Here is a 14005-nt window from a genome sequence, read left to right on the forward strand (position 1 = left end):
CGGGGGCACCGGGGCTGGGCCTGCCCGTGGAGCGGCGATCACGGGGTTGTGCCGCCGCTCCACGGTCCCCCCTCGGTTCCCCCACCCCTAGGGTGTATCCGCCCGTCCCCTTCCATTCACCCGCGCGGGCAGGCGCTCGGAGTGAACCGGGGGAGTGGAAGGGGGCGCGTTCCGCACGCGATCTGTCCCGCTGATCACCCCGCGCCTACCGTCGAAAACAGGAACGTGCGTACGGCGGGAAGGCTCGACCATGACGACAGGGGGTGACTCCGTCGGCGGAGCGGCACGGCTTGCCTCCGGGGTGGAGAGCGGGGGGTGGGACGGCGGGGTCTTGGGGGAGGGGGCTCGGTGGGGCGGGCGGGCGTCGCAGGCAGGGCGGGCAGGAGAGGCAGGGCCGGCGGGGCGAGGAGGGCAGGGAGGCCGGGGGAGCGGTGAGGCTGTGTGGGCCGGATCCGGTTCGGGTTTTGCGGGGGCTGGCTCGGGTGGGGACTTCGGGTGGGCGGGTTCGGGTGGGGATCTTGCGGCGTCGGGTTTCGGTGGGGATTTCGCGGTGCCGGGTTCCGAGGGGGATCCCGCGGGGCCCGGTCCTGGTAGGGATTTGGCGGCGCTGGGTTCCGGTGGGGATTTTGCGAGGCCCGGTCCTGGTGAGGATCTTGCCGCGCCCGGTTCCGGTGGGGATTCAGCGTCGCCGTCCAGTGCCGGTGTGGGGCCCGCGGCCGACGGCGGGGGGCAGGTCCGGCGAGGTGGGTGTGAGGGGGGTCGGGCGCTGGGGTGGGGGCGTCGGTCGCGGTATGCGCGTGGGCGGGGGCCGGGTCCTCAGGGTGGGGTCGGGCGGGACGACTGTCTCGTGCGGGTTCATGATCTGGCCGGGCGGCTCCGCGGGGTCGGCTTCGTGGCCGATCACCACGGCACCGTCGTCACCGGTCACGAGGTCGTCGACGGGCTGGCCCGGATCGTGCTGCACGCCGGTGACCGCAGCTGTGTAGTGAGCGCCGACGCCGTGACCCCGCTGCCCGGGCGGGATCTGGCGCTCGTGCGGACCGAGGGCCTCGGCGTGGACCCGCTGCCCCTGTCCGTGCGCGACACCGTCGAACCCGGCACCTACGTACGCCTGCCCGCCGGCTGCTGGCGTGAGGCCCGGGTGCTCGGCCCGGTCACCGTGACCTACACGGCCACGGACCGCTTCCATCTCCTCGATGGTGTCCTGGAGTTGGCGATCGGCACCGCGGGCCGGGACGCGCTGCGGCTGGGCGGCGGGGCCGCCGGAGGGCCCGTACTCGACGCCGAGACCGGCGCGGTCGTCGCCGTCCTCGGCACCGCCCTGCAGAGCGGCCCCCGCGACACCGCCCACGCGATCCCCCTCCGGTCCCCCGGCAACGGCGCTGTCGCCGACGTACGCGCGAGGAAGGCCGTTACCGGGCAGCTCGTGGGGGACGCGGCGACGGGCCCGCTCGCCGATGTGTTCGCGCAGAACGCGGTGGTCGGCCCCCTCGGTGCCCGAGCGCAGAACGCGGTCCCCGGTTCCTTCGCTGAGAACGCGGTGGTCGGCACCTGCGCCGAAAACGCGGTCGCCGGCCGGCTTGTGGGGAACACGGCTGCTGGCCCGCTCGCCGATGCGCGGGCGGAGCACGCGGTCTGCGGCCCCTTCGCCGAGAGCGTGGCAATCGACCCCCTGGCCGAGAACGCGGTCGCCGGCAGGCTTGCGGGGGACGCGGCTGCTGGCCAGGTCGCCGATGCGCAGGCGGAGAACACGGCCCCCGGCCCCTTCGCCGAGAGCGTGGCAATCGACCCCCTGGCCGAGAACGCGGTCGCCGGCAGGCTTGCGGGGGACGCGGCTGCTGGCCCGGCCGCCGATGCGCAGGCGGAGAACACAGCCCCCCGCCCCTTCGCCGAGTACGCGGAAACCGATCCCCTCGTCCACAACGCGGCCACCGGCCAGCTCGCGGGGAACGCAGCAACCGGCCCGCTCACCGATGCGCGCACAGAGCACGCGCTCCCCGGCCGCCCCCTCCCCGAGCACCCGGTCACCGCCCGGCGCGCGGAGGACGCCCCCACCGACCCCCTAGCCGCCCTGCTCGCCGAGAACGCAGCCACCGTCCCCGCCTACGGAGCCGACCTCAACCTCGCCGGCGTGCTGGAGCTGGCCGCCACCTCCGTAGGCCAGGACGGGCCGTACGGCGCCCTGGCTGGTCATGTCGGGCGGGGGGACATCGCGGAGCCGGTGCAACGCGCCGTGACCGCGCGGGAGTTCGCCGCATTCACCGACGGCGACGCCACCGTGCTCGGGCTCGTCGGGCCGCCCGGCAGTGGTCGTACGACGGAACTCGCGGCCCTCGCCGCCCGCCGTCACCGTGGCCCCGCCCCCGCCCCCACCCTGTGGCTGCGCGGTGCCGACCTGGAGGCCACCGACGACTCGGTGGCCGACGCGGCGCGCCGCGCGCTCAGCAGGGCCGCCCGGATCGTCGCGACCTCTACGGACACCGACCTCGGCGACGTCACCCCCGAACGCCTGGCCCGGCTGTCCCGGGACGCCGGCCGACCCCTGTTCCTGCTCCTCGACGGCCCCGAGGAGATGCCCCCGGTCCTCGCCCACCGCCTCCCGGAGTGGACGCGGGGCACGGCACGGTGGCTGCGGGAGACGGGGGCGCGGCTGGTCGTGGCGTGCCGGGAGGAGTACTGGGAGGGCACGGACTTCCCGGCGGAGCTGTTGTACGGCGACCCGGGCCGGCACGTCCCGCCCCGCGTCCCCCTCGCCGACCTCACCGACGACGAGGCCCGCCGCGCCCGCAGCCGCTACGAACTCCCCGACGGCACCCTCACCGCCCCGGACGACCGGCACCCCCTCACCCTCCGGCTGCTCTCCGAGGTCCGTGCCGCCCTCCCCGGCACCGCGCACGCCCCCGTCGACCGCGACCAGGTCCTCGAGGCCTACCTCGACCTGATGTGCCTGCGTATCGCGGTGCGCCTCGCCACTCCGGGCGGGCTGCGCGGCAGCGCCGTGCGTCGGCTCGCCGCGAAGGTGTCCGGGCAGGTCCACGAGGCCGCCCGCCGCAGCCTCGGTCCCGGCCAGGGCGAGCTGGACCGCGCGTCGTTCGAGGCGGTGTTCCCCTGGGGCCCGGCCCCGAAGCGGCTCGGCGGCACCGGCTGGGCCTCCGCCGTCCTCACCGAGGGCCTCCTCGTCCCCGCCGGCACCGGCTACCGCTTCGCGCACGAGGAACTCGCCGACTGGATCCAGGGCATGCACCTGGACCTCGACGAGGCCCTGCGCGTCCTGGTCCACCGCCGCGGCACCGGGCGGGAGCAGCCCCTCCCCGTCCCGCACCACCGCATCGGCCCCGTCGTCGAGGCCCTGCTCCTCGTCGCCCGCCAGCACGGCGCACCGCAACTGTCGTACCGGCTGGAGGAGTTGCTCCACGCCCTCGACGCCGACCCGCACTCCTGGTGGGCCGCCCGCCTCCTCACCGAGACCCTCCTGAGGGTCCCCGACGCGACGCCGTACACCGATGTCCTGCGGCAGCTCGCCGACCGCCTCGTGGCCGGGCGCCGTCGGAGCGAGCCGGTCCCGCCCGGCTTCGGCCCCGCGTTCTGGACCGCGCTCCGGCTCCCGCAGGGCGCCCGCTTCGACCTGCTCCGCCGGCTCGTCCTCGCCGACGGGCCCCCGCAGGAGCCCGGGCCGCGGTTCCTGGACGCCGTGGCGGAGCTGCTCGCCGTCGACCCCACCGCCGTACAGCCGCAGCTGACGCGCTGGTTCGACGACGACCGGGCGCTGCCCGCGACCCCGCACGCGACCGTCGCCGAGGCCGCGCAGGCGCTGCTGCACACGCACCGGACCCGGGCCCTGGACGACCTCACCGAGGTGCTCGTCGGGTGTGCGCACCGGCGGGGCGACGAACTGCTCGCCGTGCTGGCCGAGGACGAGCCGTCGGCGGTGTGCCGGGCCGTGGACCGGTGGGCCCACGACGAGCGGCCGGCGAGGCGGGTGGCCGCGGTGGCGTACGGACTGCGGGCCGCCCCGCACGTCCGCACCGAGGCCGACCGCGAGCTGCTCCGCTACGCCGCCCTCGCTCTGCTGGCCCGCCCCGAGGACCGTGCCCTGCACGGCGGCGCGCTCGCCCTGCTGGTGCGCGATCCGCACACGCGTGCCCGTCATCTCCCGCAGGCGCTCGGGCACTTCGCGGCCGGCGACCCGCAGTTCCCGCCCGGCGCCCTGGTCCCCGCGCTCGCCACCCACCCCGGCCCGGTCCTGGACGCCTTCCGGGAGCGGCTGCGGCGGCCCGGTGCCGGGGACGCGCTGCGCACCCTCGCCGACGTCACCACGCCCGCCCTGGCCCGCCGGGTGGCCGCGCTGGTGCGGGAGGCCGTCGAGCGGCGCCCGGAGACCGCCGCGGACGTGGCCGCCTACGTCGACCGGCGCCTCGACCAGGGGCCCGCCGCCCGGGCCGTCCTCCTCCCGCTGGTCACCGGGCTCCTCGACGGCGGCCCGGAAGGCGTGCGGGCCGCGCTGGCGGCTGTCCTCGCGGGCCCCGGCACCCCCGCCTCCCGCCCCCTGCGCGACGAACTCCTCGACCACCTCCTCGACCACGAACAGGAGCCGTCGGTCCTGGCCGCCCTGCTGCCCGCGGCCGCCGCCCGCGCGGACGCCGACATCCGCGCCCTGGTCCACCGCATCGGCCTCCACCTGGTCCGCACCCCGGACGGCGCCACCCGCTTCGACCGCGGGCTCGTCGACCTCGGCCGGCATGTGCCCGGATTCGCCGCGCTGGTGGCCGGCTGGCTCGCCGAGGCCCCGCGGGAGTGGGCGGCGGTGGTCGGACCCAGCACCCGGCGGATGATCGGGAACCTCGCGGGCGTACGGGTGCCGGCCTGAGACCGCGCGGAGCACGCGGGGCGCGTGCGTCGGGTCACAGCCCCCATGCCGATGCGGGCCACGGGCACGCGGCATGGCACCCTTAGACCTGCGCAGGTCTTGAGAGTCAATACGGACACGGGTTCGACGAGGAGCGGTCACAGTGCAGCGCTGGCGTGGCTTGGAGGACATCCCCGAGGACTGGGGGCGCAGCGTCGTCACCATCGGTTCCTACGACGGGGTGCACCGCGGGCACCAGCTGATCATCCGGCACGCCGTGGACCGCGCGCGTGAGCTGGGCGTTCCCTCGGTCGTCGTCACCTTCGACCCGCACCCCAGCGAGGTCGTCCGCCCGGGCAGCCACCCGCCGCTGCTGGCCCCGCACCACCGACGCGCCGAGCTGATGGCGGACCTGGGCGTGGACGCGGTCCTGATCCTCCCCTTCACCACCGAGTTCTCGAAGCTCTCGCCCGCCGACTTCGTCGTCAAGGTCCTCGTCGACAAGCTGCACGCCAAGGCGGTCGTCGAGGGCCCCAACTTCCGCTTCGGCCACAAGGCCGCGGGCAATGTCGACTTCCTCGCCGAGCAGGGCAAGACGTACGACTTCGAGGTCGAGGTCGTCGACCTGTACGTGTCCGGCGCGGCGGGCGGCGGCGAGCCCTTCTCCTCCACGCTGACCCGGCGCCTGGTCGCCGAGGGGGACGTCGAGGGGGCCGGGGAGATCCTGGGCCGTCCGCACCGGGTGGAGGGCGTGGTCGTCCGAGGTGCCCAGCGGGGACGGGAGTTGGGCTTCCCCACGGCCAACGTCGAGACCCTCCCGCACACCGCTATCCCCGCCGACGGCGTCTACGCCGGCTGGCTGCACGTCCAGGGCGAGGCGATGCCGGCCGCGATCTCCGTCGGCACCAACCCGCAGTTCGACGGCACCGAGCGCACGGTGGAGGCGTACGCCATCGACCGCGTCGGGCTCGACCTGTACGGGCTGCACGTGGCGGTGGACTTCCTCGCCTATGTGCGCGGGCAGCAGAAGTTCGACTCGCTGGACGCGCTGCTGAAGGCGATGGCCGTCGACGTGCAGCGCTGCCGGGAGCTGATCGAGGGCGCGGAAGCCTGATCCAGGGCGTGAAAAGGGGGCCGGCACCTTCGAGGTGCCGGCCCCCTTCTCTGTCGGGCTACTGCTGCGGCGGCCGGCCCACGTTCGGGTCGTACGGCGGCTGCGGGTATCCGGGCTGGGGCTGACCCGTCTGCCAGGGCTGGCCCGGCTGGGCGCCGGGGAAGCCCTGGAACGGCGGCTGCGGGGCCGGGGGCTGCGGCTGCCCGGGGGCCTGCGGCTGGCCCGGCATCGGGGGCGCCATGGTCGGGGGCTGGTTGTTGCCGTTCCCCGTCCACAGCCCCTGCTCCTGCTGGGCGCGCGCGAAGTCCTCGGCCACCATCGTGGCGAGGTCGAAGTACGCCTCCCGGACCTTCGGCCGCATCATGTCGAGGTCGACCTCGGCACCGGCCGCCAGGTGCTCGTCGAACGGCACGACGATCACACCGCGGCAGCGCTGCTCGAAGTGGGTGACGATGTCCTCCACCTTGATCATCTTGCCGGTCTCGCGGACACCCGAGATCACGGTGATGGACCGCGACACCAGCGCCGCGTACCCGTGCGCCGACAGCCAGTCCAGGGTCGTACTGGCGCTGCTCGCCCCGTCCACCGACGGCGTCGAGATGATGATCAGCTGGTCGGCGAGGTCGAGCACGCCGCGCATCGCGCTGTAGAGCAGACCGGTGCCCGAGTCGGTGAGGATGATCGGGTACTGGCGGCCCAGCACGTCGATCGCGCGCCGGTAGTCCTCGTCGTTGAAGGTCGTGGACACGGCCGGGTCGACGTCGTTGGCGATGATCTCCAGACCGGAGGGCGCCTGCGAGGTGAACCGCCGGATGTCCATGTAGGAGTTGAGGTACGGGATCGCCTGGACCAGGTCACGGATGGTGGCCCCGGTCTCGCGCCGCACCCGGCGGCCGAGGGTGCCGGCGTCCGGGTTGGCGTCGATCGCGAGGATCTTGTCCTGGCGCTCGGTGGCGAGGGTCGAGCCGAGGGCGGTGGTCGTGGTCGTCTTGCCCACGCCGCCCTTGAGGCTGATCACCGCGATCCGGTAGCAGGACAGCACCGGGGTGCGGATGAGGTCGAGCTTGCGCTGCCGCTCGGCCTCCTCCTTCTTGCCGCCGAGCTTGAACTTCGAGCCACCCGGGGCCGGCCTGCTGCTCTTGGCCTTCTGCTTCTTGCTGTTGACCAGCCGGTCCGAGGTCAGCTCGACGGCGGCGTTGTAACCGAGCGGCGCACCCGCGCCGGCCACCTGCTGCCGCTGGTCGTGCTGAACGGCGGCCGGCCACGCGGCACCGGTACGGGGGTCCACGCCGGGCTGGCCCGGAGCGCCCGCGTAGGGGTTGGGGTTCGGTGCCTGGGGCGGCTGCTGGCCCGGGAAGTTCGGCTGTTCCGGCTGCGCGGGGGGCGGCGGCACGGGCTGGCCGGGGTGGGCCGGGGGCTGCTGCTGGGGGTAGCCGTAGCCGCTCTGGTTCGGCTGGGGGGCGGGAGGCTGCGGGAAGCCGTAACCGCTCTGGGGGTTCTGGGGCGCGGGCGGCTGGGGGAAGCCGTAGCCGGCCTGCGGGTTCTGGGGCGCGGGCGGCTGCGGGTAGCCGTAGCCGCCCTGGCCGGGCTGGGGGGCCGCGGGATGCGGGAAGCCGTAACCGCCCTGTGCGGCCTGGCCGTCCGGCTGCGGCGGGGTGGCCGGCCAGCCGCCGGGGGCGGGCTGCGGGGCCTGCGGCTGTCCCGTGGGGGCCGTCGGCTGGGCGGGCGGGAGCGGGGCGCCGGGCTGGGCGGGTGGCTGCGGCTGGCCGCCCGTCGTCCACTCCGGAGCGGAGGCGGGGGCCGTACCCGGGGCCGCCTGGGCGAACTGCGGCGGCAGCGGCGGGACCGCGCCCTGCGGCGCCGGCGGGGGACGCCAGCCTTCCTGCTGGGCGTCGGGCTGCTCGGGCGCCGAGCCCTGGGCGGGGGCCTGGGGCTGCTCGGGGGTGGGGGCCTGAGGGGGCTGGGGTGCCTGCGGTTGGTCGGGGGCGGGGGCCTGGGGTGCCTGCGGCTGCTCCGAAGTGCCGGTCGGCGTGGCCGAGGGCTGGTCCGGAGCACCGGTGTGGGCGGCGGGGGGTGCCGGGGCGTCGGGCGTGGCTGCGTGCGGCTCGGTACCCGGGTCAGTGCCGGGCTCGGTGTCAACGGCCGGGGCGGCGGGTGGGGTTGGGGCTTCGGGGGCTTCCGGTGCCGTGGCTTCGGGGGCGGGTGCGTCCGTGCCCTCGGCGGTGGTCCCGGTCTCCTCGGGGGAGGCGGGCTCGGTCGGGGCCGGGGCCGCCGGTGCCTCGGCTTCCGCCTCGGCGGACACCTGCGGGGCTTCGGCGGGGGCCGGGGGCTCGGGGGCGGTGGGAGCCGCAGGGGGCTCCGGGGCGCTCGTCGTCGTGGCGGGGGCGGAGGGCGCGTCGATACGGCCTTCCGCGTCAGCACCGGAGACGGCCGCGCCGTCCGTGCCGTCCACGCCGGAGGAGGCGGGAGCCACCGGGGGCGCGGGGGCCACGGGTGCCGTCGGAGGGGCGGGGGCCACGGGAGGCGCGGGGGGTGCGGGAGCGACTGGGGGTGCCGGGGCGACCGGGGGTGCTGGGGTCGCCGAGGCCGCCGGGGCGACCGGGGGTGCCGGGGTCGCCGGAGGTGCCGGAGTCGCCGAGGTCGCCTGGGGTGCCGTAGGAGGCACGGGTGGTTGCGGGTAGCCGTAACCGCTCTGCGGCGCGGGCGGTTGCGGATAGCCGTAACCGCTCGGGGGGTTCGGCGGTGTGGGCGGCTGGGGGTAGCCGTAGCCGCTCTGCGGGCTCGGCGGCGCGGGCGGTTGCGGGTAGCCGTAGCCGCTCTGCGGGTTCGGGGGCGCCGGCGGCTGCGGGGCCGTCGTGGGGGCGCCCGACCACGGCGGGGGCGGTGGCGTCGCGGCGGACGGTGTGGGTGCGGGAGCGGACGGATCGGGGTGACCGGGGTGGGGTGCAGGCGCGGCGGGGGCAGGGGTCGGCGCGGGAGGTGCTGCCTCGGGCTCGGGCTGGGGCGCCGCGCTCTGCGTGTACCAGGCAGGTGCGGCGTAGTCGATGGTGAACTCGCCCGTCATCTCGGTGGCGGACTCCGCGTCGGACTGGTCGTCGCTGGGCGTGGTCCAGCCCGCGCGCAGCCCGTCCCGATCGCTCTGCACAATTCCTCCTGGTTGGTCGAGCACCCAAGTGCCGTGTGGGCACTCATGTGCCGGGCTGGGGGCGACCGTTCCTGTTGTCCGATCCGACTGAAGTCCCCTGGACGCGAACAACCCACCCGTGGGTTCTTACGTCGCACCCGCATCAAGCGTAAACGCCACAGGCCTCGGCGGGGCAGGCCCGTCCGCTGTGCGCTCGCACGCACCGGACGGCCGCCTGCCCCGATGTCGGCCTTGTGACGGTTGTCTGTCTCCTGAAGCCCGGGACGGTCGGTCCTGCGGTCCGGCCGCCGCCCCTACTCCGCCGGGAGTCCGCCGTCGTGCGGCGCGGGCTCCAGGTCGAACTCGCCGTCGCGGGCGCCCAGTACGAAGGCCCGCCACTCCGCCTCCGTGTACCGCAGCACGGTGTCCGGGTCGAGGGAGGACCGCATGGCCACCGCGCCCTCGGGGAGGTAGGCGATCTCGACGCGTTCCTCGTGCTCCTCGGTCCCGGGCGCGCTGTGCCACTCGACGCCGGAGATGTCCAGGCCGTACAGCTCGTCCCGTTCCCGTTCCTTTCGCGCCTTCACATCCGGGTCCGGTGTCTTTGCGGCGATGTCGTCCGCGTCAGCCATGGTCGGCGGGCCCTTTCTCCTGAGCGAACCTCGTGCAGGAGCACCCTACTTGGCCTCGGTCCCCTCACACAGTGCAACGGTTCGCTCACGAACTCGCGCGAGCCGTCGAGGCCTTGGCCTCGCCACGGACCCGTCCGTCAGTCCATCCGGCGGGGCGCGCCGAGCAGACCGGTCTCCGCGTCGGTGGGCTGGGTCATCACGTACTGCCGCGACTTCTGCGTGCACCACAGGGCGACGTTGTCGGACAGGCTCGACAGGGACGAGGCGTCGCCCTGGGGCAACCGCATGGACTTGCCCACGACTTCGGACTCCTGCGGGGAGATCCGCTGCACACCGACGATGTCCGCGTTGGCGAGCAGCCGGGGCGCCGTCGGGCCGAGGTAGGGGAGCAGGGTCAGCACCGACTGCCAGGGCGCCGTGGTGAGACGGCTGCGCGGCGGACGGATGCCCAGGTCGCGGATGATGAGCACCGGGCTGGCCGGGGACGGCCCCTGCGGGGCGATCCGCCCCACCTGGTGCACCGTCACCGCCTGCTGGCCGCCGCCGGCCGCCTGCGCCATCGGCGCCCACAGCTGCGGACGGGCCGTCTCCACGGCCACGCGCGCGCCGATCGCCGCCGCGCGCAGGGCGATGACCTGGGCGAGCCAGGTGCCGCCCACCAGCACCATGTCCAGCCGGGTGGGGCGGCACAGCCCCAGCACCGCGGGCTGGTTGTCGGGGTCGATACCGAGGATCAGGCCGTCGTCGCCGACCGGAAGGGTCAGCTGCGCGAGCACGTCGGCGTCGACGAGGTGGCGCTCACGGCGCGGGCCGAGCAGCCCGAAGGCCTCCCGCAGCCGCCGCTCGGGACCGAGCCGGGCGGGCTCGGGGGAGCGGGGCAGATGCCCGGGACGCTGGCCGGGGAAGCCCGGAGCGGAGTTCCCGAAGCCGGAGCGGCCGGAAGGACGGACGGTGGGAGCGGACATCAGCGGGTACCTCCCAGCGGCAGGGTGGCCAGAACTCCGGGCAGCTGCTCACGGTCGAGCCGTACCAGGCCGACCTTGAACGCGGACGCGGCCCGCTCCAAGTGCTGGGCGGCCTCGCCCAGTTCGTTCTCACCGCGGCCGGTCAGCCGTACGTGCCCGGACAGCGCGAGCAGCTTGCCGCGCCGCCTGCTGATGGTGAGCGAGAAGGTGCTGGCGAGCGTCGGCGCCGAGGTCAGCGCGCCGACCAGCCGGGGGAAGGCCGGGCCGCCACCGCCGAACTGCGGCCACTTCGAGATCCAGTACGTGGTGTGCAGCCGGTCGTCGCAGCGCCAGGTGCGGGTGGTCTCGGCCGTACGGCGGCCGGAGCGGCTGCCGTCCAGGGCGGCACCGCCGGTGGTGGCCATCGGGTTGACACAGGCGGAGGTCGCGACGGCACCGCAGATGTCCGCCTCGCTCAGCACCTTGGCCTGCATACCGGCGCCCATGAGACGGCTGGCCAGCTGGTCGGCGACGCGCAGCAGGGCCCGCCGGGCACCCTGCATCCCGCCGCCGCGCGCCTCCACGGCCTCCGGGCACAGCTCCGGGTCGAGCTTGAGGGCGACCCAGGTGATACGGAGTCCGGGCGTCATGCTCTGGGCCTGGAGCGGGCCGTAGGAACGGACCGCCATGGCCTGCGGGGGCAGGTGCGGGGCGGGCGCGGGCTGGGTGTGCTGGACGACCTGGACGGAGGCGAGCCGGATGTCGTCCACCTCCAGCAGGCCCTGGAGCAGATCGAGGGGGATGTCCCCGGTGCCGTAGGACGGACGCAGGGGGGTGTCGGCGGCCTGCACCTGGACCAGCGCGGTGAGGAAGGTGCCGTCGCCGAGCATGCCGATCTCGCGCTGCTCGCGGTCCTGGAAGCTGTAGGTGCGCAGCGCCGGGTCGCACTCGACGGCCGGGGCGAAGCCGGGGTCGGTGCCGGGCGGCACGGGTTCGGCGTTGCGCTTGCGGCGGTCGCGGAGCGCGCGGGCGGTGGTGAACCACTCGGGCAGCGGGCGGCCGCGCCGGCGCAGCAGCCCGGCCAGGACCAGGGGTACGGCCAGCACGATGCCGACGGTGAGACCGATGGGGCGCAGCAGCCAGCCGATCAGCAGGACCGCGGCGGCCAGTTCGAAGCCGACCAGCTGCTGGATGCGGATCGGGCCGATGCTGCCGGGGCGCCTGGCGAGCGACGGCGAGGCCGGACTGGGGGCCGCGGCCGGCCGTGCCGGTTCCGGCACCTGCCCTGGCCCCTGGTTCTCCTGGGTACGACGGCTGCCGTTACGGCGCCGTGACCTGGTCGCAGTGCTCATCCCCCGGTACAACCCCTTTGCATTGTCTGGCCGCGACTCGAGCTGGCGGCGGATCACCGTACCCCGTACCGTACGGTGCGATCGTCACACGGCATAGTAGAGGCCCCTGCAGGAGCAAACGTCACGGAGTACCGGGCGGCCCTGGGGAGTTCCGCATTCGGAAACAAAGCGAAAATAACGGGGAGTTGACCCATCGATGGCGACACGTCGGGATGAGCTGAACGCTTACTCCTTCGCGCGCAGGCGCACGGTGGCGGCGTTTCTTCAGCCGTCGCCGCACGGTTCGGAGGAGGCGGCGCCGCGGCCCCTCAAGACCGTCCTGCCGAGTCTCGGTGTGGCGGTGTTGGTGCTCATCGGATTCGGGGCCTGGGGCATGCTCAGCCCGACCGCGCCGAAGGGCTGGGACGCACAGGGTAAGAACATCCTCGTCGGCAGCGAGTCGACGACGCGCTACGTGCTGGTGAAGACCAAGGGCGAGAACAAGCTGAGCCTGCACCCCGTGCTCAACCTGGCGTCCGCCAAGCTGCTGTTGAACGGCGAGAACCCCCAGGTCCTGAAGATCAAGGAGTCGGTGCTCGACAACAGCAAGTACCCGATGGGCGCGACGGTCGGCATCCCCTTCGCCCCGGACCGGCTGCCCTCCGCCGAGGACGCCAAGACGGCGAAGACCTGGGCGCTGTGCCAGGCTCCGGGCGAGGACGGGCAGCCGGTCAGCGCGACGTACGTGCTGGACAAGAGCGACTACCAGAAGCTCCTCCAGAATCACGGGGAGTTGAACCAGAACAAGGTCCTTTACGTCGAGGGCCCGAAGGATCCCGGTTCGGTCAGCGGCAACGGTCCGCGGTACATGGTCACTCCGGACGGGAGCGCCTATCTGCTCGGCGGCAAGACCTGGCGGCTGTCGAGCGAGAACGCCCTTCAGGACATCCAGCGCGCCGTGTTCGGTGAAGGGGTGCAGCCGCAGCGCGTCAGCGCGGACTTCCTCAAGACCCTGAACGTCGTGGGCGACCTCCAGTTCCCCTCGCTGGGTGGGGACGCCGGGGCGGCGGCGAACGTCGAGGGGCTTCCCACGCGCGTGGCCAAGGTGGGCATGGTCCTCGTGACCGGTACCGGGGCCAGGCAGCAGAAGTACATCGTGCTGAAGAACGAGGTGCGGCCCATCTCCGACTTCACGGCGGAGATGTGGCTCAGCAGCCCGTTCATCAACGCCGTCTACGCGGGCGCCACCCCGGCGCCGGCACAGGTCGGGTTCAACGACATCCACCCGGAGAACGGTGAGTGGATGGCGGAGAAGACCTGGCCCGAGCAGCCGGTGGTGCAGGCCAACACGTACTGGAAGCCGGGTGGCGACAAGGTCTCGTGCAGTGTCTGGCACGGCGGGGCGATCAACCAGAACAACAACCGGCAGCTGATGACGGTCTGGAGCGGCCGGGACTATCCCAAGGACCTCTCGCAGAGCGGTTCCCGCACCTACGTCTCGCCGGGCAGCGGACTGCTCTTCAAGCGGATCACGGGCACCGACGCCGGCGGCGGCAGCACCTTCCTCGTCACCGACACCGGCCTGCGCTACTCGGTCCCCGCTCGCAACGACAGCGAGGTCACGGGCGGCGAGAAGGCCGACGCCAACACCCAGCAGACCAACACCTCGCAGGTGCGCCTCGGTTACGGCAAGATCCGCGCGGCGTCGGTTCCGGCGACCTGGGCGGACCTGCTGGCGGCGGGGCCGGAGCTCAGCAGCGGCAACGCGGAGCAGGCGCAGGGGTCGTAGGCCCGCTTCGGGATCGCGGGTCGTCACTCGCACTTCACGAACGCACTTGTGAAAAAGGTGAGTTGACTTCATCGCGATCTTGCCACAAGCCCCAACTGATGTTCGCTCTGTCGGCGGATGCGACTAGAGTGGAACCAGACCGGACTGGATACGCCTGCCACCATTCGGTGACGGCGTTCCGAGTGAGGGTCTACTCAGAACTCCTACGTCTCATGGGGGACACAA

The 14005-nt window shown here is 74.2% G+C and carries 7 protein-coding genes; 3 read left to right on the forward strand and 4 right to left on the reverse strand.

The window, feature by feature from the left end:
• Positions 1-847: 847 nt before the first annotated feature.
• Positions 848-4867 carry a trypsin-like peptidase domain-containing protein gene (locus tag AC2XR2_RS32220; protein ID WP_491516950.1) on the forward strand — a complete coding sequence of 1340 codons (4020 nt, stop codon included), beginning with the start codon at positions 848-850 and terminating at the stop codon, positions 4865-4867.
• A 142-nt stretch (positions 4868-5009) separates the two neighbouring features.
• Entirely contained in the window at positions 5010-5960 is a 951-nt protein-coding gene (locus AC2XR2_RS32225; protein WP_491516951.1) for a bifunctional riboflavin kinase/FAD synthetase, read from the forward strand.
• A 58-nt stretch (positions 5961-6018) separates the two neighbouring features.
• Here AC2XR2_RS32225 and AC2XR2_RS32230 read toward each other — a convergent pair whose 3' ends face one another.
• From AC2XR2_RS32230 to eccE, 4 genes are all read right to left on the reverse strand, one after another.
• Positions 6019-9105: an SCO5717 family growth-regulating ATPase gene (locus tag AC2XR2_RS32230; RefSeq protein ID WP_491516952.1), complete on the reverse strand. Its 3087-nt coding sequence runs from the start codon at positions 9103-9105 to the stop codon at positions 6019-6021.
• Positions 9106-9398: 293 nt separating this feature from the next.
• The gene (locus AC2XR2_RS32235) at positions 9399-9716 is read right to left on the reverse strand and encodes a DUF397 domain-containing protein (RefSeq protein WP_330264096.1); all 318 of its coding nucleotides are present in this window, start codon (positions 9714-9716) and stop codon (positions 9399-9401) included.
• Positions 9717-9853: 137 nt separating this feature from the next.
• Positions 9854-10681 (reverse strand): hypothetical protein, encoded by an 828-nt coding sequence (locus AC2XR2_RS32240; protein WP_381304634.1) that lies wholly within the window; start codon positions 10679-10681, stop codon positions 9854-9856.
• Positions 10681-12012 carry a type VII secretion protein EccE gene (gene eccE / locus AC2XR2_RS32245; RefSeq protein ID WP_381304637.1) on the reverse strand — a complete coding sequence of 444 codons (1332 nt, stop codon included), beginning with the start codon at positions 12010-12012 and terminating at the stop codon, positions 10681-10683. The genes AC2XR2_RS32240 and eccE overlap by 1 nt, the downstream gene beginning before the upstream one ends.
• A gap of 196 nt (positions 12013-12208) precedes the next feature.
• Here eccE and eccB point away from each other — a divergent pair, with 196 nt between their 5' ends.
• Complete coding sequence (gene eccB / locus AC2XR2_RS32250) at positions 12209-13780, forward strand: type VII secretion protein EccB (protein WP_330264094.1); 1572 nt, start codon at positions 12209-12211, stop codon at positions 13778-13780.
• Positions 13781-14005: the final 225 nt, after the last annotated feature.

The sequence above is a fragment of the Streptomyces sp. LS-MS-L19 genome, from assembly GCF_058382285.1.